General features: G+C 63.7%; 29 protein-coding genes and 4 tRNA genes. 7 read left to right on the top strand and 26 right to left on the bottom strand.

Going from position 1 to position 20114, the window contains the following annotated elements; translation table 11 throughout:
• Nucleotides 1-329 precede the first annotated feature (329 nt).
• From E4P29_RS18730 to E4P29_RS18620, 23 genes are all read right to left on the bottom strand, one after another.
• Nucleotides 330-653: a hypothetical protein gene (locus tag E4P29_RS18730; RefSeq protein WP_135046661.1), complete on the bottom strand. Its 324-nt coding sequence runs from the start codon at nt 651-653 to the stop codon at nt 330-332.
• A 719-nt stretch (nt 654-1372) separates the two neighbouring features.
• Nucleotides 1373-2323 (bottom strand): hypothetical protein, encoded by a 951-nt coding sequence (locus E4P29_RS18720; RefSeq protein ID WP_135046659.1) that lies wholly within the window; start codon nt 2321-2323, stop codon nt 1373-1375.
• Nucleotides 2320-3450 carry a hypothetical protein gene (locus E4P29_RS18715; protein ID WP_135046658.1) on the bottom strand — a complete coding sequence of 377 codons (1131 nt, stop codon included), beginning with the start codon at nt 3448-3450 and terminating at the stop codon, nt 2320-2322. The genes E4P29_RS18720 and E4P29_RS18715 overlap by 4 nt, the downstream gene beginning before the upstream one ends.
• Before the next feature lie 505 nt (nt 3451-3955).
• Complete coding sequence (locus E4P29_RS18710; protein ID WP_135046657.1) at nt 3956-4144, bottom strand: hypothetical protein; 189 nt, start codon at nt 4142-4144, stop codon at nt 3956-3958.
• Entirely contained in the window at nt 4141-4479 is a 339-nt protein-coding gene (locus E4P29_RS18705; RefSeq protein WP_135046656.1) for a hypothetical protein, read from the bottom strand. Before E4P29_RS18705 ends, E4P29_RS18710 begins: the two co-directional genes overlap by 4 nt.
• On the bottom strand, nt 4476-4676 hold the full coding sequence (locus E4P29_RS18700) for a hypothetical protein (RefSeq protein ID WP_135046655.1): 201 nt from the start codon (nt 4674-4676) through the stop codon (nt 4476-4478). Before E4P29_RS18700 ends, E4P29_RS18705 begins: the two co-directional genes overlap by 4 nt.
• A gap of 238 nt (nt 4677-4914) precedes the next feature.
• Entirely contained in the window at nt 4915-5070 is a 156-nt protein-coding gene (locus E4P29_RS25980) for a hypothetical protein (RefSeq protein WP_167735532.1), read from the bottom strand.
• Nucleotides 5067-5615, bottom strand: coding sequence for a hypothetical protein (locus E4P29_RS18695; protein ID WP_135046654.1), 549 nt, complete (start codon nt 5613-5615; stop codon nt 5067-5069). Before E4P29_RS18695 ends, E4P29_RS25980 begins: the two co-directional genes overlap by 4 nt.
• Nucleotides 5612-6424 carry a hypothetical protein gene (locus tag E4P29_RS18690; protein ID WP_135046653.1) on the bottom strand — a complete coding sequence of 271 codons (813 nt, stop codon included), beginning with the start codon at nt 6422-6424 and terminating at the stop codon, nt 5612-5614. The genes E4P29_RS18695 and E4P29_RS18690 overlap by 4 nt, the downstream gene beginning before the upstream one ends.
• Nucleotides 6421-6657, bottom strand: coding sequence for a hypothetical protein (locus E4P29_RS18685; RefSeq protein WP_135046652.1), 237 nt, complete (start codon nt 6655-6657; stop codon nt 6421-6423). The genes E4P29_RS18690 and E4P29_RS18685 overlap by 4 nt, the downstream gene beginning before the upstream one ends.
• A 25-nt stretch (nt 6658-6682) precedes the next feature.
• Nucleotides 6683-6988 (bottom strand): hypothetical protein, encoded by a 306-nt coding sequence (locus tag E4P29_RS18680; RefSeq protein WP_135046651.1) that lies wholly within the window; start codon nt 6986-6988, stop codon nt 6683-6685.
• Nucleotide 6989: 1 nt separating this feature from the next.
• On the bottom strand, nt 6990-7976 hold the full coding sequence (locus E4P29_RS18675; protein WP_135046650.1) for a DNA translocase FtsK: 987 nt from the start codon (nt 7974-7976) through the stop codon (nt 6990-6992).
• Nucleotides 7957-8166, bottom strand: a complete 210-nt coding sequence (locus tag E4P29_RS18670) for a hypothetical protein (RefSeq protein ID WP_135046649.1) — start codon at nt 8164-8166, stop codon at nt 7957-7959. Before E4P29_RS18670 ends, E4P29_RS18675 begins: the two co-directional genes overlap by 20 nt.
• Nucleotides 8167-8169: 3 nt before the next feature.
• Complete coding sequence (locus tag E4P29_RS18665) at nt 8170-9651, bottom strand: ParB/RepB/Spo0J family partition protein (RefSeq protein ID WP_135046648.1); 1482 nt, start codon at nt 9649-9651, stop codon at nt 8170-8172.
• Nucleotides 9648-9965, bottom strand: coding sequence for a hypothetical protein (locus tag E4P29_RS18660; protein ID WP_135046647.1), 318 nt, complete (start codon nt 9963-9965; stop codon nt 9648-9650). Before E4P29_RS18660 ends, E4P29_RS18665 begins: the two co-directional genes overlap by 4 nt.
• A complete protein-coding gene (locus E4P29_RS18655) occupies nt 9962-10270 on the bottom strand; it encodes a hypothetical protein (RefSeq protein WP_135046646.1) in 309 nt (102 codons plus the stop codon). Before E4P29_RS18655 ends, E4P29_RS18660 begins: the two co-directional genes overlap by 4 nt.
• A 3-nt stretch (nt 10271-10273) precedes the next feature.
• Nucleotides 10274-10693: a hypothetical protein gene (locus E4P29_RS18650; protein WP_135046645.1), complete on the bottom strand. Its 420-nt coding sequence runs from the start codon at nt 10691-10693 to the stop codon at nt 10274-10276.
• Entirely contained in the window at nt 10690-11247 is a 558-nt protein-coding gene (locus tag E4P29_RS18645) for a hypothetical protein (protein ID WP_135046644.1), read from the bottom strand. Before E4P29_RS18645 ends, E4P29_RS18650 begins: the two co-directional genes overlap by 4 nt.
• Nucleotides 11244-11639, bottom strand: coding sequence for a hypothetical protein (locus E4P29_RS18640; protein WP_135046643.1), 396 nt, complete (start codon nt 11637-11639; stop codon nt 11244-11246). Before E4P29_RS18640 ends, E4P29_RS18645 begins: the two co-directional genes overlap by 4 nt.
• A complete protein-coding gene (locus tag E4P29_RS18635; protein ID WP_135046642.1) occupies nt 11636-11815 on the bottom strand; it encodes a hypothetical protein in 180 nt (59 codons plus the stop codon). The genes E4P29_RS18640 and E4P29_RS18635 overlap by 4 nt, the downstream gene beginning before the upstream one ends.
• A complete protein-coding gene (locus E4P29_RS25975) occupies nt 11815-11985 on the bottom strand; it encodes a hypothetical protein (protein WP_167735531.1) in 171 nt (56 codons plus the stop codon). Before E4P29_RS25975 ends, E4P29_RS18635 begins: the two co-directional genes overlap by 1 nt.
• Nucleotides 11986-12786: 801 nt before the next feature.
• Nucleotides 12787-12862: transfer RNA gene (locus tag E4P29_RS18625), tRNA-Lys, on the bottom strand.
• Nucleotides 12863-12930: 68 nt separating this feature from the next.
• Nucleotides 12931-14154, bottom strand: a complete 1224-nt coding sequence (locus E4P29_RS18620; protein WP_245154397.1) for a lipase family protein — start codon at nt 14152-14154, stop codon at nt 12931-12933.
• A gap of 633 nt (nt 14155-14787) precedes the next feature.
• Here E4P29_RS18620 and E4P29_RS18615 point away from each other — a divergent pair.
• The 6 genes from E4P29_RS18615 to E4P29_RS18590 all read left to right on the top strand — a co-directional run bounded on the left by E4P29_RS18615 (nt 14788) and on the right by E4P29_RS18590 (nt 17028).
• Nucleotides 14788-15456: a TetR/AcrR family transcriptional regulator gene (locus tag E4P29_RS18615; protein ID WP_135046639.1), complete on the top strand. Its 669-nt coding sequence runs from the start codon at nt 14788-14790 to the stop codon at nt 15454-15456.
• A 79-nt stretch (nt 15457-15535) separates the two neighbouring features.
• A tRNA-Glu gene (locus E4P29_RS18610) sits at nt 15536-15608 on the top strand.
• Between the two features lie 123 nt (nt 15609-15731).
• A tRNA-Asp gene (locus E4P29_RS18605) sits at nt 15732-15805 on the top strand.
• Between the two features lie 56 nt (nt 15806-15861).
• Nucleotides 15862-15938 (top strand) — tRNA-Phe (locus E4P29_RS18600).
• Nucleotides 15939-16057: 119 nt separating this feature from the next.
• Nucleotides 16058-16630, top strand: coding sequence for a DUF6584 family protein (locus tag E4P29_RS18595; protein WP_135046638.1), 573 nt, complete (start codon nt 16058-16060; stop codon nt 16628-16630).
• 101 nt (nt 16631-16731) lie between these two features.
• Nucleotides 16732-17028 carry a hypothetical protein gene (locus E4P29_RS18590; protein ID WP_135046637.1) on the top strand — a complete coding sequence of 99 codons (297 nt, stop codon included), beginning with the start codon at nt 16732-16734 and terminating at the stop codon, nt 17026-17028.
• Between the two features lie 12 nt (nt 17029-17040).
• On the opposite strand, the gene E4P29_RS18585 is transcribed toward E4P29_RS18590, so the two are convergent.
• Both E4P29_RS18585 and E4P29_RS18580 read right to left on the bottom strand, forming a co-directional pair.
• Nucleotides 17041-17340, bottom strand: coding sequence for an ANTAR domain-containing protein (locus E4P29_RS18585; protein WP_135046636.1), 300 nt, complete (start codon nt 17338-17340; stop codon nt 17041-17043).
• An 88-nt stretch (nt 17341-17428) separates the two neighbouring features.
• Nucleotides 17429-18013, bottom strand: coding sequence for an XRE family transcriptional regulator (locus E4P29_RS18580; protein ID WP_135046635.1), 585 nt, complete (start codon nt 18011-18013; stop codon nt 17429-17431).
• Nucleotides 18014-18124: 111 nt separating this feature from the next.
• On the opposite strand from E4P29_RS18580, the gene E4P29_RS18575 reads away from it, so the two are divergent.
• Nucleotides 18125-19249, top strand: coding sequence for a hypothetical protein (locus tag E4P29_RS18575; protein WP_245154396.1), 1125 nt, complete (start codon nt 18125-18127; stop codon nt 19247-19249).
• Here E4P29_RS18575 and E4P29_RS18570 read toward each other — a convergent pair.
• The gene (locus E4P29_RS18570) at nt 19179-20093 is read right to left on the bottom strand and encodes a pseudouridine synthase (protein ID WP_135046634.1); all 915 of its coding nucleotides are present in this window, start codon (nt 20091-20093) and stop codon (nt 19179-19181) included. The two genes, E4P29_RS18575 and E4P29_RS18570, sit on opposite strands and share 71 nt — an antisense overlap.
• Between the last annotated feature and the right edge of the window lie 21 nt (nt 20094-20114).

Raw genomic sequence — 20114 nt, 5'->3', positions numbered from 1 at the left:
GCGAGCGGCGTGCTCTCGGCTCTCGAAAGGCAGTACTGGCAGCAGCTCAACATTGAATTACCCCCTCGACTTCTGAACGGTTCATGCGAGGCGCTACTTGCACCGATTCCGCCGTTTTGAGTGTTGTTGCGACGCAACATGGTTCGTTAGACCAGGGCTCAGTCGCCGTTAGACGAACGGTTCTGCGGACCACCGAAAATGCCTCGGTTTCGCTGAAAACCCGTCTCGGTCGAGATGGTGGATCGAGTTCGAAAACACCCTCTGACCTGGTAAAAAATTCTGAAACCCGTACATACAGGCGGTCACTATGCCCCTAGGTCGCCGAGACGTCAGGGGGAGGGGGTCCCGCCCCCCTCGGCCGGAGCGAAGTGCGTAACCAGTGACGGCGGAGACACTCGGATCGATCCGTCGGGCCTGGGGTCAATCCGAAGTCCCGCGTTCAGCACCACGCCGCCCTCGGCAACGAACTTGACCGTCACAGTGCGGGGTTCACGGATCTCGGACGTGTCGTCGGGAGCAGGATCGATGGTCACGCTCTCGAAGATCCCCGGCACCGCAGTGCCACCGATGGCTATGCCGCCCTCGGTGATCACGATCGGGGCGTCGATCTGCTGCCGCGCGTCGAGTGCGAAGTATCCGACCTCTTCGGTCATGGGCGTATGTCCTCTCACGAGTGGGTCTGCCGATCGGCAGGCGTAGTTGGCAGTAAGCCGATGTGCGGTCGATCTGGTCGCTGTCGTCGGTGCTTGTGCCGAGCTGCGGCAGCTTCGCCCTTGGTCTTGTCCTCGTGGTGTGGATGGCACAACCACTGGAGGTTCGAGAGTCTGTGGTCATCGTTTGGGATGACGTGGTCGCAGTCGGTACCGGCTGCGGTGCAACGGGTGCCGTCGCGGAGGCGGGCCTCGCACCGTCCGCCTGCTCGGTGTCGAGTGGCTGATACTCGCTGCTTCCAGTCCTTCGGCAGTCGAGCACGTCGAGTGGAGGTTGCCCAGCGGTCGGTCACTGCTGCACCTCCGCGTGGTGTTGTCCGGAGGGTGCGGTGTCTGCGCAATGACCCGCGGGTCGCACACCCCCGGAAACACCTCGAACCGCCAGCCTTTGGGCATGACGGTTCGACGCAGTGGACATTAGCCTGTGGATAACCACAACGCAACTGGTCACCGGGTGTGGGCGTGTTGGAGGTGGGGTGGGGCGACATACTCGGGGCAGTCGCACCAGCCGGAAGCCCCTCCGGTCCAGCAAGATCGGGTGCCGTCCTCCTGCTCGACGTGCACGTAACTGATGTGGCGGCAGCCCTCGCACGGAACCAACAGTGCCGGGGTGTTCTTGTTGAGCCGAGCCATCGCCACACTGCCGACAACCTTGAGACCAGTCACGACGCTTCGGCTTTGGCTCGTGCCCGCTGCTTGGACAGACGTTGGTAGTCGGTCTCGCCGAGGCATACGACGTCGGTGCGCACACCGTGCTGGTACGCCCGGTGCGCAGCACGCAGACCTGCCGACGCCCAGTCCTCGACAGCTTCGAGCGCCAGCTCCTCGAGGTCGACGAGCTGGGACGCTAGCCACTCCCACTCTCGTTTACCCCACGCGGGCTTGCCCTCCCACAGTCGGCCGCACGCCTCACCCGGTGGACTGCACCGCACACCGAAGCACACGATCAGCGGTTCGGACGACTCGTCGTCGACGTCCGGGTGCAGGACCCGCATCGTCTTCACACCGACCACGCCGTCGGCGACCAGTCCGCCACACCACGGGCAGACGCCGTTCATGCACTGGCCGTCGCGCACATCGCCGAGCAGGCGCGAGAACTGTTCGACGATCGGCTCGAACATGCGCCCTACCCACGGGACAGTCTGCGGGTCAGCCTCGTTCGCCGAGCCGAGCCAGGTGCGAATCGTCATCAACCACGGCCGAGGATCAACCGACGGCAGTCGGGTCGTGAGAAAGTGCCGGCCGAAATAGCGGGCCGCGAACTGGTACGCCTCCGGATCTGTCCACGCCCACGGTTCGCCGCGATCGTGCGCATCGCGCAGAATCGAGGCACCTGGGCCGAGCGCCGCGACGGAGAGTGCGACGTTGTGAGTGACCGTGGCAATCCGGGCGAGCAGATCGAGGACGCCGACGTCGGCCGGGGCCTGACGCGGAACACCTTTCTTGCCCATGCGTTCGAGGTCCGATTCGGAGAGGACATGCTTGCGGGGCTGCTCGACCCACGATCTCGCCGAGCCGGGGACCTTCAGACGCACCAGAGCGGGCCACCCCTCGGCGAGGTACAGCAGGTCTGCTTCGACGGACGATCGGGTGTGCTCTGCCATCCGGGTCATGAGTGATCTCCTGAGATGTGCTGGGTAGACGGCTTGCGTTGAGAAGACCTGCGGGGTTTGCGTTTTCGGCGACCACGGGAAGATCTGGGAGCGGGAGAAGGATTCGTAGGTTGGGTATCTGAAAGAGCGGGGCTCCCGTCCCGACCCGACCCGTCCCGTCCCGCCCCGTCCCGACCAGGGCCGTCAGAACTTGCAGACTGGCGATCAGCTGGAATCTGCTGGGTTCTACCGGAATCCGCAGATGGGGCCTTTTCGCTGGTACCGCGCGGAGTGGGTGCGTGCGCCGACTGGGTGTCGGTTCGCGTGTTCGACGTGGCGGTCGCCGACTTCGTGTCGGTTCGCGGTGCAGAGGCGTCACTGGGATCGGGCGTGCCCGCGGTCTCCGGCTGGTTGCCGGGTCGCTCCTCTGCTGGTGCCGAACTCTCCGCCGTGGCGGGGCTCTGGCTCGTCGAACGGCCCTGCATGTACGGGGCCGGGTCTCCGGGTCGAACTACCTTGCGGCTGCGAGCTGGCGGCTCGTAGCCATTATTGCGGGCCCACTCGTTGTTCTGAATCCAGTCGACGGTGGTCTTCGAGAAGTACGGGACAGAAGGTGCAGGCAGCAGCGGTCGATCCCACTTACCGCTGCTGTTGTCGCCGCGCGCGGCGTTGCATGAGCCGCAGGACACGACGTAGGTGTCAATGGTCGCGGCTTCACCGGGCACGAGGTGGTCATAGGTGCCGTTGCGGCCACCCTTACGCGATCCCCAGTTGACGACGCAGCCGCACCAGCGGCAGGCGTCGCCATCGCGGACGCGGACCGGGATGATGAGGGCGGGATTCGAGTTGTCGGACTTTCGCTGTTTCTCCCACTCGATCTCCGCGGCGAGCCGCAGGTGCAGGAAATCGTGGTCGTCGTCGACGAGCTTGTACGCCCGGCGACCGTCGACCTCGATCTGCGTCAAGTAGCCCGCGAACTTGGCCACCTCGACCAGTACGTCCACACGAGAAGCGCCAGCCATCAGAACCGCTGAACCGCGGGAAATGACGTAGTCGGTCGTGTGAGAGCCCGATTGGGCTGCGCACCGGGAAATGAAGCCATGTACTTCGTTCAGCAGGCGATCGTCGAACAGGTCGTGATCCATCACGCCCATGACGATCGGGTGGTCATGCGAATTGTCACCCCACCGGACCCACGCCATCAGTCACCGTCGAAACGGCCACACACCACAACGTAGGAAACACTCATCGATCTCTATCCCTCACCACTCGTCGAAAACGGCAGAACCCACAGAAAAAGGCCGGCGCATCGGGCGGGCCGCGGCAGTGCGCACATATCGTCATCAGTCGGCCCAGCTGTATCCGGCCGCAGCATGGCTGCCTACGTGGCCGGGGCTAAGGGTGCAGAGAATCCACGGCTCGGAGTGCGGATAGCGATGCTGACACCAACGGCCGGTTGCTACTTCGGACTCTGCCTCGTGGAAGTCAATGTCGGCGTACGCGGTCTGAAATCGATCTGCCCTGCCGACCTGCCGGGCGTTCTGCAGCTGCAGCTCTACGACCGTGTCAGCCTCCGCCTGGTCCCAGAATGGGCCATGGACCGTGTCCGGAATTCCACCACCCTGTCCGGTTTCCAGGACCACCCAGTAGCCGTTAGACGGTTGCGGCATGGGCTTTTCTCCGCTCTGCTGCGCGTGCTGCCCGCTGCGCTTCGAGTCGATCGGCCTTGTCCCACTGCGCGTCCTGCTCAGTGAGCGACTTCGGTGTTGTTTTCCAGCGGGTCTCGTAGGCCTTGTCGGAGTCGACCTCGGTGTAGTAGTCCTCGGGCTTCTTTTTCGTCATTGCCTGCCGTCCAATGCATTCCGGACCATCGCGACGTTGTCGATGTCCTCTTGATCGATTGCTTCCATTTCCCACAGGTCCATGAGGTCACGGACCCGGCCGATGGCCTGATAGGCCTGATCACGTTCTGCGCCAGCGGAATGCGCTTCCTCGGCCCACTGGTCGAGCTTTTGCAGGGCGTCGGACTCGGCCTCGATCGCCTCGTCACGTTGCTTCACTACGTCGACGACGCGGTCGATCATGTCAATGACGTCCTGGGCGGCATGCCGACGGCGATCCTCTCTGTCGTCGCGGATCGTGACCCACCGGGCGCGTTCTGTCGCAATTCGTTTCATAGCCAGAACCTCCACCACGGTTTGTTCGTTTGTTGCTCTGCTGCACGAAGATCGGCGATCCGCTGGACGAAATCGTCGGTCCAGATCTCCTTTTCGAGCTGGTGCAGTTCCCACGCGTCGATTGCCCGGTTGATCACGTAGCGGTCCGCGGCCTCACGCGCAATCTTGCGAATCCGTCGCTGATTGGCGGTACTCACGGCCGGTACCAGAGTGTCGGCAGCCTGGTCTTTTCGGCCATTTTTCGCGCCGTTTCTTGCATCTCGACCATCGCCTCCGCCACCCGGCTCCGGACCGGCGCGAAGTCCGGTACTACCGACACGAAGAACCGGTGCCGGAAGTGCTGGTATCTAAGTTCGACTGCTCTGGCTCGGCGGCGAGAGCCGCGGACCTTCATGCGCGGAAAGTGGACCCGCGTACGCGGCCGCTGCCCCGAACTCACAGCGTCGCCTTATCGATCTGGCGCGGCATGACGGCAAAGTAGTTCCGGATCACCTCAGCAGCAGCAGCGGCCATGTCCTCGTTGCGAAGCGTGGGGCCGCATTCGGTGGCGATCTGTTGAAGCAGTTCGGGGAGCGTCCAACGGGTGCTCATGCGGACCACCTCGTGATCGGCGTCGGTTCGTTCGCCGAGAGCGCTTCCGAGTCGGGTGCTGCTGCCGGATAGCAGAGAAACGCCCACTCGATCGCTTCGGTGTTAGCGGGTTCGAGGAACTCGGCCCACGTGTGCTTCATAGAGCCGTCGCGAAGCAATTCAGTGATGGCAGTGCGGTTGAGACCCACGAATGTTCGCCAGTACCGATTGAGGGCTGCGAGCAGCCGTAGACGCGGGACGTGGCCCAGGACAATGATTTCGTCGCCATCTTCGCCGAGCTCCGAGAGGGACACTCCGTACGCGGTGAATGTCATGTCGACTGGCTTCGGAACAAATACCTGCGGCAGGTTGATCGCGGCACCGTGCGCGTGCAGGTGCCGCTTTATGTCTTCGGCAAGGTGGTCGGCGAAGTCCGGGCCGTCCTTGACGGGTCCGTTGGGGAAGAGCGGATGCCTTCCCAGCGACTGGTGGCGGGAGTACGTCCGAATCGCGTCGGCGATCAGCTCTGTCTCGTCGAGGTCGGGCGCGCCCTTTCGTGCATTCATGCGAGGTTTCCGATCAGCTTGGCCAGGTGCTCGGTGTACGTGCGGGGAGGTCCGGGCACACCGCGGATGTGTTCGAGGTGGTAACTCGTGTGTCGGTGATCGCGCGTGTAGCCGAGGGACCACTGGTAAGCCAGGCCCCATGACGCGAGCGACCGCGGTTCCCAGAATCGGAATCGGCCGGCCAACGCCTTACGACCGATGTCCTTCATCCACGCGGCCGGGTCTTTCAGTGACCAGAATTCGATACCTGCGGCGAGGTCTTCGAGTGCCCAGATGTTCGGCTGCTCGGAGATCGGGTCGCCCCACGCGGAGAGCTGCCAGACCTTGAAGTGGTCCTCGGGGACGAATCGTCCGGTCATGATGCCCTGACCGCCGCGGTTCTCGCCAATGATCTGCGCGTTGTGTCGCGACGGGTCCGAGATCAGGCCGACAGCAATGATCTTCGCGCGGATAGCCGGGAGGCTGAGCGAGGCGCGAGCGGCCACGTTGCCGACGACCTGCGCGCCGCCGGAGTAGCCGATCAGCACGACGGGGCCGGGCTGGTCGATGATCAGTTGTAGTAGGAATCGCTCGGCCTGCTCGACGGACACACCGAACGAGTCGCCGTCGCGGCTCGGCACCGGGCCGAACGACGCCGACCACTTCAGCTCGATCACTTTGAACCGCTTCGGGTCCAGCCGATCCGTGACCGTCTGCAGCGTGTTCTGCGACATCGGCTCGCCGATACCGCGGCACCGGATCACGGTGATCGTCGGTTTGATCGCGCGCACCGCGGCCGCGAGGCCGGGTGCGATCAGCCCGGCGTTCACGCGAAGATGTCCGTTCCGTACGGGACGAACTCGACGTCGAGCCCGTTGCCCTTGGCGAAGCGCAAGGCTTCGATCTCAGTCTTGAACGGCATCACGAGTGACCCGTCTCGATAGAAGGCCATCCACACCCCTGTGAGGTTGTCGCGCTGTCGATCTGATTCCGCTTGCAGAGCGGCCATCTGCTCGGTCTCCGCCTGCTGCTGCCGCGGCTGTTGATTCCATTCGGTCCACATGTGTCTCAGTACCTTTCAGAGGGGGCTAGACAACTACGGGGTGGGGTCGGTGCTGGCGGAACGAGCCAGGCTTGATCGACAGGTTCTTATGGCCGACAGCTGGGGACCCGTGGCCCTCGGTGACCTTGTACCAACCGAAACCGGTTCGGTTGTCGAGGTAGCTGATGTCGCCTGCGTAGTCGACGAGCACCACTTCGATGCGTTCACCGACGAGGTTTTCTTCCCGTGCCCAGTACCGGGGAAAGCGGCCGCTGTCAGCGACGACCGCCGTGCCGCGCACTGCCGGGGTTTCCTGCCCGTTCCAGTAGGTCTTGACCGGAGCGTCGGCCATGTCAGTCACCGTCTTTCGTGTCGGGGATGGTTCCGTCGTATCGGATGAGTACGGAGCGGTGGCCGTCGTCTTCGTCGGCCTCGCTGACGACGCCGAGGGCTTCGAGTTCGCTCAGGACTTCGTCTGCGTGTGTTGCGGAGATCCGGAGCCGTTTCTGGAGCAGGCCGCGTGTGCACTTCTGGGTCGATCGGATGAGTGCCACGGCGTCGCCCAGGATGTCGTCCTGCACGCCGACGTCGGATGCTCCGGCATCTCTGGTCGCTTTGCTCACGTTGAGCGGTGAGCGCGGATCTGGGAGCGTCTCGCGCCAGTTCTGCAACGCGGTCGCAGTGGCCGCGTCCACCTCTGCGTCGGTACGGTTCGGCATACACAGGCCGAGGAAGCTCGATCCGCAGCTGATGACCAGGCCGCTGGTTCCGGATCGAGACTGGATTGTCAGCGGCTTGTTGTACTGGCGTGACGCGGACTCGAACAGTGCGATGCGGGAGCCGTCGACGTGGACGTTCTCCAGCCACACCGGCTCTCCGGCGAGGGCGCGCGAAATGCTGATGTCGATCGACGGGAAGCCATCGTCGACGGGCGTGCGGACGAACGCGATGGACTTGCCGTCGATCATCCCGGAGACGTCGGTGAGGATGACGTGGGTGTTGTCGGTCTCGATCTGCGTCAACCACTCCGGCTCGGCGTCTTTCTCCTTCCCCGGTTTGAACACTGCGATGATCTCCCGCACGTTCTCCGGTGTCAGGTCGATTCGGCCGGCGTTAGGCTCGGCTGGAGCGATGACGGACACCCGCGCCAGCGCAGCCGAGAAGCGGTCGGTGGCAACGACATACACCCAGTGTTTGGTCACTTCGAGGCGCACCCGGTGAATGGACGTGATCTCAGGTATTGCCGACGCGTGCCGGGCAACGGAGACGAGGGCGTGGCGGAGATCGTTGGTGCCGACGGTGACCGTCGTGAGGAACGGTTCAGTCAATGGGTCGGTCACTGTTCAGCCAGCCTTTCGGTTCTCGCCGTCGTGGGGTGCGGATCGGGAGGGCGATCTGCCCTTCGACCGGGGCGTGTCCTTCTGCTGCGGCTGCCGCTTGCTTGCCTGCGATGTACCGGTGGAGTCCGACGCGGCGTTCCGGTGGGAGTGAGATCCACCAGTTGTCCGCCGCGGCAACTGGATCGGCCACCGTCTACTCCTCGACACCGTCTGCGGTGTCCTCTTCGGCAGCCGTGTCGGCGGGCTCGGCAGCGTCGCCGTCACTGACCTCGAGCATGGACAGCTCGACCGTCGAGTACTCGTACCCCAGCTCGGTCAGCTCCTGCTGCCACGGAGTGAGGTCGACCGTCGGCATGGTCCAGCCGCGAGCGCGGGCCATGTGGTACTCCTCGGCCACGTGGTCGAGCAGCCACAGCGTGACGGCGAGCTGCTCGATACTCATCTTGTTCACGTGCTGGGTCACCTGGGCGGTCTCGTGCGCGTCGTCGTCATCCTTCGTCGACGGCGGCACTCCGACCAGCTCGCGAGCCGCAGGCGCGTAGTAGGGATTCTCGACACGTGCGGTGTAGGAATTCATCACCAACTGGCGCAACGCTTTCAGTGCCAGGTCCTCGTCGTGATCGGCCGCGACACCAGCGAGGTACCTGCGGCGCACAGTGGCCGCAGTCCGCAGATCAGCATCGAGCGCTTTCTCCCGCTCCCGCTGCTCGCGGGCCTCGATCTGCTCGGGGGTTTCCTCTGGTTTCGGCTGCGGTGCAGGCGGTATCGGTTTCCCATCGGCGCTCGTCTCGACGATTCGCTTGAAGTGCATGATGTAGCCGTCGTGAGCGTTCTCGTTCAGGACGGCCGCAGTCTCAGTGCCCTCTGGAATTACATCGTCCTCCTCGACCTCGAACCATTCGACTGTGCCGTTGGAGTCGGCCTCCTCCTGCGACAGCTCGTCATTCGTGGTGACGCGAATGTTCCGGTCCGCCAACTGTTTCGTGATCTTCGCCTGACGCTTCTCCCACAGGCGAGCCTCGCGGGCACGCTGGAGGTTCACCTGGAAGTCGCGGCTACCGAGGTGCAGGGCGAGACGGTCGTACGTCTGCTGGTCGTCGGCGAACTCGGCGAGCGCGAGAGCCTCTTCGAGGGTCACCTGGCGGGCAATGATTTTGCGCTGCAGCGATTCCGGCGAGTTCGCGAGCTTGATGCGATCGCGGATCGTTTTCTGATTGTGGCCGGTGCGCGAGGCGAGGCCCTTGATGTCGACATCGTCGAACTCAAGCAACGTCTGATAGGCCGACCCCTCCTCGATCGCGTTGAGGTCCGAGCGGTGCAGGTTCTCGGTCAGCATCACTTCGAGCTGCGCCCTATCGTCGCCTTCGAGGTCGAACCGGATCAGGCACGGCACAGATTTGAGGCCGGCCTTTTTCGCGGCCGCGTGACGACGATGCCCGGCGATCAGCGTGTACTTGCCCTTCCCCTTCGCCGGAGTCACTATCAGCGGCTCGATGATGCCCTCGCCCTTAATCGAGGCGGCGAGTTCGGCGATGTCTCCCAACGCCTTACGCGGATTCTTCGGGTGGGCGGTGATCACCGAAGGCTTGAGTTCTTCGAGCTGCGTTGCGGCCGTGCCGCCGTCGAATTCCTGCTCGGTGTCGACGGTCTCGTCGGTGGCGGTATCGATGGTCATGATCGAAAGCTCCTTCGTCTGTTCGCCCGTTTGGGCAAGTTCAGTTGCACGTGATCTGGTTTGGGGTTGGTCGGTTTGTTGGCCAGGCAGTTTCGGCGATGCAGCATCCACAGCAGCTCGCCGTTGGCATTGGCTGCGGCGAGCTTGTCGCCGCGCAGTAGTTCGCCGTGCGCACCGGACTGCAGCTGATGAACACGGACTTCTCCGTCGGTGTCCATCGAGGCATCGAGCACGATCCACCCGTCCGGCCGGGTCATCGACCGGACGAGTCGGATCGGCATCTCGCAGTCACGGCAACGCATCGGCTCACTCATGTCGGGGCGCTCACCAAATCGATTTCGTAGCCGAGCATCCGCGCTACTTCGATGACGGACAACAGGATTGCCACGTCGTGCTCGGACTTCTCCTGCGCCTCGGGGACCGCCTCGCCCGTGTATCCGTAGACGTGGCCCTTTGAGGTCGCAGCTGTGATCGCCCACCTCACCTTTGACCGTGGCTCCGGCAGTGGGGTGAAGCGGACATCGTGGATGCCGCGCGCCTTGAACATGGCGTTCAGCTGCTCCATCGACTCCTGCATTGCGTCGATGCAGATCAGCGTGGGCGATTCGTCCGTCATCATGGTTCAGAGCTCCACTCGTCGCAGGACGTACATCACGTCGTAGTGCAGGTCCCGGACTTTGTGCTCCAGCTCGACAATGCTTTTCCGGAGCGGAGAGGCCGAGTCGGCAGCGGTGGGCGGCAGCAATCCGCCCTCGGCGGGCCGGTCACCGGGATCTGCAAGGCACGGCTCGATCCGGTCGAACAGCTCATGAGTCATCTTTGACAGGTCGGCGATCGCGGCACCGAGGGATTCGACGGCGATCTGTGCGCCGCCCTGAAGCGGCTCGGCCCATGGGTCGGCGTCGAGGCGCGGAATGGAGTCACCGTTACCGCATCGGCGGGCCGAACCGAACTTGGTGGCCTTGGTCGACGTCTCGAACTCGGCCTGCGACATTTCGTTGAGCTGCTTCAGCGTGTAGTGACTGCCGTCTGCGTTCGTCATACTCGGCCTCCTTCGTCGGGTCCGTGGATGTTGTTCTCGATCGCGGCGAGGAAGGCCTGCGCGTCGACCAACCCCGCGGTCACCATCTGGTTGAGGGTCTCGACGTTGACGAGCCCGAGATCTTTGATCAGCCATGCGCGGATCGGGAGGCCGAGCTGGTGCAGTCGATCGAGGTTTTCGGCCTTGACGGTTCCGCTTGCCTCGATCAGCTCGACGATGCTGCCCATCTCGGCGAGTACCTGCTCGGGTGAGTGCAGGGGCTTGCGCACCGACTCGGATCGGACAGAGACATCACCGTCGGGCGGGTCGACCTCGTTGAAGTCCTCGTCGAACCACTTCACCTCGGGCCGCGATGGGTCGGCGGTCCGCTCGAACACCACGCGGGTGCGGTCTCGTTCGAGGTCGTAGGTCGCGGACACGGCTTTGAGGAATCGGCCGGCTTCTACCTGGATGGTCTGCCCTGCCATGTCTTCACAGTTGCCGCGGTAGTGCGCTGCGCGTTCCTTCGGCTTCTCCGGTTCCGTCGTTTCGACGGTCGGCTGCGTGTCGGTCATGCGGGCCACCGGCCCGCTCGCAGGTCGTCGAGCACGTCGGCGTGGCCGGACACTGCTGCGGCGATCGCGTCGTACTTTCGTGACCAGCCGTCATGCGGGGTGTCGTCGTTCGCGAAGAGGCTGGTCTCGAATATCCCCACCGGAGCGTCCGGGTCGGTCGAGACACCGGTCCATCGGGTGTGCACCACCAGTCGGTGACCGTCGATCGAGGCGTAATCCGTTGCCACGAGGCGGTACTCACGACGTCGCACCAGCTCTGTCCAGTGCAGGTAGGCGATGCGATCGCCGTCTCGATCGAACCGCGGCATTGCGACCGGGGCCGTCTTCCCGTCGCCGGAGGGGACGACGCCGGGAACCGTGCGGATGAGTCCGTCGTAAATTGTTCCGCTCACAGGGCATCACCCGGCAAGTAGGCGAGGGCGATGACGGCAATGCACGCGGCCAACACGACGATCGTGAGAGCGGCCGCGATGGCATCTTCGCGACGTTCGCGGCGTGCGTCGGCCGTCGTGATCTCGCGTGAATCTCGCAGGTACGCAGTCCATCCGGCGTCGGTGTCGATTGGCATCAGAGGACCTTCTTTCCTGCTGGTTTGTTCGCTGGTGGTTGCTGCAACGCGAGGTCGGCCATGTCGGCGATCGCGGCCCACTCGACCGCGTCGACGTACACGGACAGGTCCTCGCCGATGTCGAGGCAGAGTCGGGGTTCGCCGGTCGAGCTAGCGTGAGCGCGACGCACCGACACCTCAGTAGCTCGAATGTCGTGGGAAAGGTGGTAGGTGGCCATCACTGGCCGCCCACGGCCGAAAGCCAGGGGGAGGCCCCGAGGCCGCCGAGCAGGAAAGCGGCGAAGATCAGCCGCGGATACAGGTATCGCGCCCAGGGTCTAACATGGGAATCTGACACGTTCACTCCTTCTAGTGGGTGTCGTCGCCCGTCGAGTTGGCCCTCGGCGGGCATTTTTTTGGGATCAGGAAACCTTCGAGTGGGTCAGGGCGGCGTCGGCGTCTGAGCGCCGGATTCGGTAGCGGCCGCTCGGCAGGCGAGTGGCCGCAATGCGGCCATCTGTGACGTAGCGCTGGATGGTCCGCACTGACACACCCCAATCGGAGGCAACCTGTCCGACCGAAAGTAGGTCCGATGCAGATCCATCGATATGGGAATTTTCCATAAGCATGGACAGTATGGCTCACGCCATAACCTGTCAACTACGCCACATCTATTGTCATGTCTGTCGTATGTGTCGTAACATGACGTCTATGACAATCACGGCCAGCGAGTTTGACGCCAAGAAGGCGGGCAACGCGATCATCGGAGAGCGGATTCACACGCTCATGTGGCGAGAGAGCCGCACGCAGGCACAGCTCGCAGCGATCCTCGGCGTCGATCAGGGATCGGTCTCGAACCGGCTACGGGGCAAGACTCAGTGGTCGGCCGTCGAGGTTCTCACCGTGTCGACATGGCTGGGCGTGCCCGTCACCGACCTCATGCCCGAAATAGAACTGGCCCCCCGACCGGAAGGACCGGACGAAGGACCAGGTGGTGCCCCCAGTAGGACTCGAACCTACGACCTGCGGATTAAAAGTCCGTAGCTCTACCAACTGAGCTATAGGGGCGCGGATCGAAAGTGTAGTGGGCAGTGCAGCCGTGTCGGTCATGCACCCCCGGCACCGCGTTTCGGGGGTCAGCGCCCGAAACTGCTGCAGCCTTGCGGCGCGGGGATACCGGCCAGGCGGTCGTCGATCCAGGAGTACGCACCGGGAATGCCACTGATCGCGACGACGAGGTGCTCACCGAAGTACTCCTCGAGGCGTACGTCGGCACCGTGTACGCACCACTCGTCGTACAGCGTCTCCGCACCTTCCCGGGGGATCCAGAATTCCTGACGGCCCTGGTAGATCATCGTGGGCACGGTGGGGGCGAGATCACCACCCATCCGGGTCGCGGCGATGATGCGTTCGGCGATCTCGGTTCGGTCGACGTTCGGCACGTCCGAGAGGGCCTGAGCCGGTATCGGTGCCACCAGGCCGCCGGGAGCGAGCAGTGTGATGCAGAGATCCTTGGCCACAGTTGCCAGGCGCAGTCCGTTGGCGTTCATCAGGGAGAACATCTCGGGATACTCGCGGGCAACTCCGAGTGCTGCGGACAGGAACAGCGTCGACGCGACGTTGCCGTTCATCGACGTCAGCAGAATCCGGTAGTCGGTCGGTGGACCGCCGAAGGCCGCGCCCACCAGATTGACCTCCGGTGCGTACGACGGGGCGAGTTGAGCGGTCCATCCGGTGGCGATCGCCCCGCCCGAATAGCCCGTGACGGCAATCGGTGACGATGCGGGCAGGCCGAGTTCGGGGAGGCGCACCATCGCGCGCAACGCGTCGAGCACCGCATGGCCGGCCATGCGTCCGGCCGCGTACGCCTGACGAGGACCCTCGTGATCGGTGACGACCACGGCGTAGTTCTTGGCGAGGAACGCCTGCACGGCTGGAATCTCGCGGGCGATACCTCGGGGCAGGGTCCAGGACGGTGCACAGGTGTTGCCCAGTGAGTTGATGGCCATGTTGTAGGCGACGACGGGGCGCGTGCCGGGACCGGCCCAGGGGGCGTCGGGCACGACGACGGTCGTGGCCGCAGCGACGGGTCGTTCTTTGGAATCGTTTGTGCGATAGAGGATCTGGGTCGAAGTGACCGGGGTGAACAGCGGTCCCACGCTCACGCGTCGGGTGCCGAGAATCGAGCCGGGCGCGAGCTGCTCGAATCCTGCCGGCGGGTCGAAGAACGGCTCACCGAGTGGGGTCGGCAGGTAGAGGGCGGGATCGGCGACGGGGTCGAGAAAATTCGTCAGTGGATCGGCGACGACTGTGTGAGCCGTAGACAACGTCAAGGCCGACGACACGAGTAGTACTGTCATCGAACGACATACGCGGATCGATAGATTCATGGCGTGCACCCGTCCCCGATCGGCCGAAGCATCATGTGTGATGCACGTCACGCTATGCCCGAGGTGGTGCGCATCTTCCGCTATTCCGAGAACGTGTCGAAACCGTTACCGGATGTGCGCTGACATGGATTATCGGACAGTGCTTTTGGCGATAACCATGAGCGCACCGTCCGTATTCGGTTGACGGTCAACAGTTTTGATGCGCTAAGAAGTGATGCAAACGAATGTGGACCGAGATATGTTCGGATCTAATGTAATTGGATATTCAACTGGTTTCCGCTCTGGGAAGATCGGCACGCCGACCGGCGGCCACCCTGCGGGGTTCGTGTGCATCCTCGGGATCGGTGCCGAAGCTCGAACGACGGTCCGACGTGGCTCGAGCGGAGGTGCGAAAGCGGCTCGAGTGCGCACCCCCTGCAGCGCACTCGAGCCGCGTGAACAATACCATCCGGCTTGTTTCCCCTGTCCAACCGAATTTTCTGTCGGCTGCACGCGCCGTAGCGGACCGCAGGTGAGTCGAGTCGCGTGTCGTTCGGGTGAAGTACTCTCTACTTGTACTACCTGTGGATATGCAGGGCGCTGGGGCTCGGAGGCACGGAGTAAATGGCACAACAGGAGCGCGCACGGCGGACCCGGGCGGCAATCGTCGAGGCCGCGGCGGCGGAATTCGCCAAGCGCGGATATGCGGCTGCGTCCGTCAACACCATCTTGGAGGGATCGAACGCCACCAAGGGGGCGATGTACTTCCATTTCCAATCCAAGGAAGATCTGGCCCGAGCGGTGCTCGCGGCCGGCCTCGACCGTTATGTCGGAATCTCCGAGAAATGGGCGGATTCGACCGCGCATCCCTTTTACGTCATCCGGGGAATCGTCGACGACATCGCGCAGAACTTTCAGAACGACGTGATCGTGCGTGCGGAATTCCGGCTGATCGTCGAGCCCGAGTTCTACGCGGAGGTGCACTCCGGCGGTGGCCGGGTGTGGGGCGCTCAGGGGTACGCGCAGGCGGAGAGAGCGCTGGCGATGGGAGACCTCAAGCCGCAGTTCGATGCGGCCAAGTTCGTGCGGGTGCTCGCCGCGTCGATGGCGGGCCAGCGATACATGTCGGATCTGGTGGCCGACAACGCAGATCTGCGCGAACGGTTCGAGGAGTCCGTCGAGATCGTGCTGCTCGCCATGGCGTCGGATAGTTGGCTGGCAGAACTCGAACTCCACGGGTGGGAGCAGTTCGGCGAAAACGAGGCAAAAACCGCCTCTGACCTGCCGGTTTGAGATTTACATCGAAAGTGTCCTAAGCTATCCCAGCTCCCAACGGAACGCCGTTGAGGGTAGCGTCGAAGCAATTCGGCGGGCCCCCTTCGTCTAGCGGCCTAGGACGCCGCCCTTTCAAGGCGGTAGCGCGGGTTCGAATCCCGTAGGGGGTACGCAGGAAAACATCGGATTGACAATCCGATGTGCAGTACAGCATTCTTCATCTCGCTCCGGTGGGAAGCGGATTTGCAGTTCGGAGAGTTGGTGCGCTAGAAATAGCGCGACAACAACAGCAAGGCCCTGTGGCGCAGTTGGTTAGCGCGCCGCCCTGTCACGGCGGAGGTCGCGGGTTCGAGTCCCGTCAGGGTCGCAAAGCAGGTGCGAAAGCACCGATCTTGCGATGGCATTGTTTCACCGGTGCCGCCCGGCCAGGTAGCTCAGTTGGTACGAGCGTCCGCCTGAAAAGCGGAAGGTCGCCGGTTCGATCCCGGCCCTGGCCACCACGGTTGTGATCGACAAGCACGAATCAAGCCCCTTTCGACTTCGGTCGGGAGGGGCTTTCTCGTGTGCGTGGTATCCATTGTCCGGTGACGGGGCACGATTGCGGCGTTAGGCTCGTCGGGTGGATGTGATCGCTCGCGCGCAAGCCGATCTCGCACGTGGGGACACCATCGCCGCACGCAACGGGCTCCTCGACGCCTTGCCTCGCAACCCGTCGTCGCCGGCGGTTCTGGAATTACTGGCGTACACGTATCTCCTTCTCGGTGATCGTGCGGCGGCCGGTGCCGTGTGGTTTCTGACCGACAAGGCCGACGACGATCCGACGGCGTCTGCTGCGTTCGCGGCGTTGCAGAAGCAATACCGGTCGCCGCTCACGCTCGCCCGAGCTCTCCCCATCCACGCGCCGTCGGACTGGTATCCAAAGCGGGCTCAGATGCGCCTGGAGCGACTGGGAGCCGCGATCGCGGCCAACGGGCAGAGCTGGATCCCACCGCGGGATGTCGTGTATTTCGACGAGGACGGAGTCGACTCCGACGACTTCTATGCCGCGCGCACCGTCGACGAGGACGATGCCGACGATGGGTCGGACACGTCGAGCTACCGCACCGTGCGGCAGCGTGCAATCGCCGCGACCATCGTCATCGCCATCGTTGCCACCTCCGCGTCGGTCGTGCTGGCACTCGTCTTCGGGTGATGGCCATTTTTCGACGGTCGGTTCTCGAACGGGTCGCTCGGAGTCGAGCGTAGAGTTCGTCGGAGGATATCGAGGCCGACGACCGAGGGTGACTTCTTTCCATGGGCACAGCGAACGGCGCACCGTCACCGCGCGACGACAATTACGACGTCAATCTTGCCCAGGCGAGAGTGTTCGCCAGAGGACTGGCCGAACATATTCAGACGTGTTCCGCGTCCATCGAAATCGCGCAATCCAAAGCATTTCGGGCTCGCGCCGATCGTGCCGAGTCTCGCGCACGGCAATTCGAGTCCGAGGCGTCCACACTCCGCATCGAGCTCTACGAGATGTATCGGCACATCGACGCAATGACGGCTCGCTTCCCGGAACTGCGAACCGATCCGGCCGTACGCGGATAGCGACCGTCCGAATCAGACTGCGGCGGAACCGGTGACCAAGCCGAATGTGGTCTCGGCACCACGCCGCCCCAGCGCCGAACCCCACACCGAGTACACCGCGTCCGCCGTCGTGGACTGCTCGACGTCGCGTCCCTCGGCGACTGTGATCAGCGTGCGGGAGAGCTCGAACAGACTTACCCGGTGATTCTTCGCCGTGGTAAACAGCTCGTCGATGGCGTCGGCCACCGAGCCACCGTGGATACCGATGAGCACTCCGGTAGCGATGTCGACATCGGTACGAGAGGCGGGTGAATCGGGCAGTCTGTCGGTCATCTTTTTCCTCGAGATGGTGTTGTCGGTGCGGATGACCGAGTGGATTCTCCGTCGAGCGGGCTTCACTGTCTCACACCGACATGACTTTTCATACAGTCGGTTTCGCGCGGACGTGCATACGCTCGCCCTGAGGTCCGAACAGGCTCAGCAACTCGACCGGCCGGTCGCCGACAGCGCCGAACCAGTGCGGTACCCGGGTGTCGAACTCGGCAGCCTCACCGGGCTTCATCGTCAGATCGTGTTCGCCGAGAATCAGTCTCAGGGTTCCGTTGAGAACGTAGAACCACTCGTACCCCTCGTGTACCCGTGGGCTCGGCTCCTTGTCGTCCGGACGAATCAGTAGCTTGTAGGCCTGCAGGCCGCCGGGCCGGAGCGTCAGCGGAAGAATGGTCACGTTCTCGCGCACGGTGGGTGTGGTGCGTACCCGGGGATCGGCGACGGGGGGAGCCGTCACCAGATCGTCGAGCGCCATCTGATGAGCTCGGGCGATCGGCCAGAGCAATTCGAGACTGGGTTTGCGGTCACCGGATTCGAGCCGCGAGAGCGTGCTGATCGAAATGCCGGTGGTGTCGGACAGCGCGGCGAGGGTGGTGTTCTTCTCCATTCGGATGCGCTTGAGGCGGGGGCCGAGGCCGGCAATGAGCTCGTCGAGGGTGGTTTCTGCGTCCGTCATCGATCCATTGCAGTTTCGGCAAACGAATTTGTCAAGTTGTGGCCACGGGTGCGCGGGAATGCAGAGGCGAAAACAGCCCGGAGGCGACGGCGGGACGCTCATACTCGGTTCATGATCGCTCGGCCGGGGCACCCGCAACGTACTGGTGTGGTCCGCGATGCCTACGGCAGCTCCGCGTCCGAGGCCTTCATGGTGGTGGCCATCGCAACGATTCTGGTCACCAGGGCGTATCTGGAACTCACTCACTACCCGCAGGTCGGCGGCAAATCGTTGCACATCGCGCACGCTCTGTACGGCGGGGCGGCGATGATGCTGGCTCTGCTGATCGGGTGGATGTTCATCGGGTTCGGCGTTCGGGTCTTCACCGTGGTGCTCGGCGGAATCGGGTTCGGGTTGTTTCTCGACGAGGTCGGCAAGTTCGTGACCAAGGACAACGACTACTTCTACGGCCCGTCGTCGGAGATCATGTACGTCCTGGTGGTCCTGCTGCTGGTGTTCAGCAGGATCGTGCGGGAGTTCCGCCGGCCCTCGCGGGACGAGTCACTCGCGAACGCGGCCGCGATCGCCGCCGATGGCGTCGCGCACGGTCTTCCCGAGCATCGGCGTGACTGGGCGCTGCGGATGGTTGCGCGAGCCGAGTCCGACGGAGCCGACCCGGATACCGTAGCCGGAATCAGACTGTTGCTCGGCACCTGCCGCCGGTCGACATCACGTACCCACTCGATGCGCCAGTTCGTTCCACGGCTGATCCCCGCGTTCTTCACCAGTCCCCGTTGGGTTCCCGTCGTCGGCTGGGGACTGGTCCTGATTTCCGGGGCAGGAGTCGTGTTCGGGATCGTCGAACTCGTCTCGGGTGACCTGCTCATCGATCGCCGAGACCTGACGATCGACGTCGACAGGATGGGCATCGCCAGCGGCATCCTGTTCGTCAGTGCCTGCATCACATTCTCCACGGCGCTTCCGGCGATGCTGCGGTTTCGAAGGGACGGTCCACTGTGGCCGCTGCGCACTCTCCGCGTGTCCGCACTGGTGTTCACTTTGCTCAACGCGCTCGTGGATTTTGCCCAGGAGGGGTTCGCTGCGCTGGGGAATGTGGCGGTCGGCCTGTTCGCGCTCGCGGTCATCTCGCATCGCATCACCGTCCGATCCGACGAGATCGCCGGTATTACGGCATCGGTCGAGCTGCAGGAGGATCCAGACTTCGATTGCTCTCGAACCGTCGAACCACGCCACTGAGCGGATCGGCGAACTCGATGGAGCGAGCAAGTAGGCGGAGCGGATCGGAGTAATCGTCGTCGGCGACCTCGCGGAACGACGGATAGAAGTTGTCGCCGACGATCGGAATTCCCAACGAGCACAGATGAACCCGAAGTTGATGCGTTTTCCCGGTGCGCGGGTGCAGCCGATATCGACCGTACGGCCCGAGAGTGTCGACCAGTTCGACGCGTGTCTCGGCGTTGGGCTCGCCCGGTACCTCTCGCGCCTGAAGCACTCCGCGGTCTTTGACTATTCGACTGCGCACCGTCAGCGGGAAGTCGAGATTCCGGGAGAGTGGGGCAATTGCCTCGTATTGCTTGGTGATGGTGCGTTGAGCGAACAGCTCCTGATACGGCCTGCGAGCCTGCTGTCGCACGGTGAACACCAGAACCCCCGCGGTGAGTCGATCCAGACGGTGCGCGGGGCTCAGCTCCGGCAGATCGAACTGTCGTCGCAGCAGAACCAACGCCGAGCGCGCGATGTACGCGCCCCGCGGCGTCGTGGCGAGGAAGTGCGGCTTGTCCACCACGAGCAGGTTCTCGTCGCGGTGTAGCACATCGACGGAGAAGGGTACGGGCGATTCCACCGGAGGGTCACGGTAGAGGTAGATATCCGCGCGCGGGCCGGCGATCGTCGCCGCGTCGATCGGTACGCCCGCTGCATCGACGACCTCCCCGCCGGACACCTTCTCGGTCAGCCTGGCCGCGTCTTTCGGGAAGCGGGCGCACAGGTATTCGAGCACCGTCGTTCCGGTCGCGACGTCGGGCATCCGCACCCTGGTGGGGTCGAGGCCGTCGCGCAACGGAAGTGGGGCGGCAGGCATGCAACGACTGTAATCGGTACA

This window comes from Rhodococcus sp. 1R11, assembly GCF_004563845.1.
Lineage (GTDB): Bacteria > Actinomycetota > Actinomycetes > Mycobacteriales > Mycobacteriaceae > Rhodococcoides.
The sequence above is the reverse complement of the archived record's forward strand: the minus strand, read 5'-3'. Positions and strand labels throughout refer to the sequence as shown.

What these genes read in the sequence shown, in the direction of transcription:
- E4P29_RS18660 (WP_135046647.1), bottom strand. Translation starts at nt 9,965, where the DNA reads ATGAGTGAGCCGATGCGTTGCCGTGACTGCGAGATGCCGATCCGACTC.
- E4P29_RS18645 (WP_135046644.1), bottom strand. Translation starts at nt 11,247, where the DNA reads ATGACCGACACGCAGCCGACCGTCGAAACGACGGAACCGGAGAAGCCG.
- E4P29_RS18680 (WP_135046651.1), bottom strand. Translation starts at nt 6,988, where the DNA reads ATGGCCGACGCTCCGGTCAAGACCTACTGGAACGGGCAGGAAACCCCG.
- E4P29_RS18705 (WP_135046656.1), bottom strand. Translation starts at nt 4,479, where the DNA reads ATGAAACGAATTGCGACAGAACGCGCCCGGTGGGTCACGATCCGCGAC.
- E4P29_RS18590 (WP_135046637.1), top strand. Translation starts at nt 16,732, where the DNA reads ATGGGCACAGCGAACGGCGCACCGTCACCGCGCGACGACAATTACGAC.
- E4P29_RS25980 (WP_167735532.1), bottom strand. Translation starts at nt 5,070, where the DNA reads ATGAGCACCCGTTGGACGCTCCCCGAACTGCTTCAACAGATCGCCACC.
- E4P29_RS18655 (WP_135046646.1), bottom strand. Translation starts at nt 10,270, where the DNA reads ATGATGACGGACGAATCGCCCACGCTGATCTGCATCGACGCAATGCAG.
- E4P29_RS18710 (WP_135046657.1), bottom strand. Translation starts at nt 4,144, where the DNA reads ATGACGAAAAAGAAGCCCGAGGACTACTACACCGAGGTCGACTCCGAC.
- E4P29_RS18580 (WP_135046635.1), bottom strand. Translation starts at nt 18,013, where the DNA reads ATGACGGACGCAGAAACCACCCTCGACGAGCTCATTGCCGGCCTCGGC.
- E4P29_RS18685 (WP_135046652.1), bottom strand. Translation starts at nt 6,657, where the DNA reads ATGTGGACCGAATGGAATCAACAGCCGCGGCAGCAGCAGGCGGAGACC.
- E4P29_RS18570 (WP_135046634.1), bottom strand. Translation starts at nt 20,093, where the DNA reads ATGCCTGCCGCCCCACTTCCGTTGCGCGACGGCCTCGACCCCACCAGG.
- E4P29_RS18635 (WP_135046642.1), bottom strand. Translation starts at nt 11,815, where the DNA reads ATGCCAATCGACACCGACGCCGGATGGACTGCGTACCTGCGAGATTCA.
- E4P29_RS18620 (WP_245154397.1), bottom strand. Translation starts at nt 14,154, where the DNA reads ATGACAGTACTACTCGTGTCGTCGGCCTTGACGTTGTCTACGGCTCAC.
- E4P29_RS18730 (WP_135046661.1), bottom strand. Translation starts at nt 653, where the DNA reads ATGACCGAAGAGGTCGGATACTTCGCACTCGACGCGCGGCAGCAGATC.
- E4P29_RS18585 (WP_135046636.1), bottom strand. Translation starts at nt 17,340, where the DNA reads ATGACCGACAGACTGCCCGATTCACCCGCCTCTCGTACCGATGTCGAC.
- E4P29_RS18650 (WP_135046645.1), bottom strand. Translation starts at nt 10,693, where the DNA reads ATGACGAACGCAGACGGCAGTCACTACACGCTGAAGCAGCTCAACGAA.
- E4P29_RS18720 (WP_135046659.1), bottom strand. Translation starts at nt 2,323, where the DNA reads ATGACCCGGATGGCAGAGCACACCCGATCGTCCGTCGAAGCAGACCTG.
- E4P29_RS18575 (WP_245154396.1), top strand. Translation starts at nt 18,125, where the DNA reads ATGATCGCTCGGCCGGGGCACCCGCAACGTACTGGTGTGGTCCGCGAT.
- E4P29_RS18665 (WP_135046648.1), bottom strand. Translation starts at nt 9,651, where the DNA reads ATGACCATCGATACCGCCACCGACGAGACCGTCGACACCGAGCAGGAA.
- E4P29_RS18615 (WP_135046639.1), top strand. Translation starts at nt 14,788, where the DNA reads ATGGCACAACAGGAGCGCGCACGGCGGACCCGGGCGGCAATCGTCGAG.
- E4P29_RS18695 (WP_135046654.1), bottom strand. Translation starts at nt 5,615, where the DNA reads ATGAATGCACGAAAGGGCGCGCCCGACCTCGACGAGACAGAGCTGATC.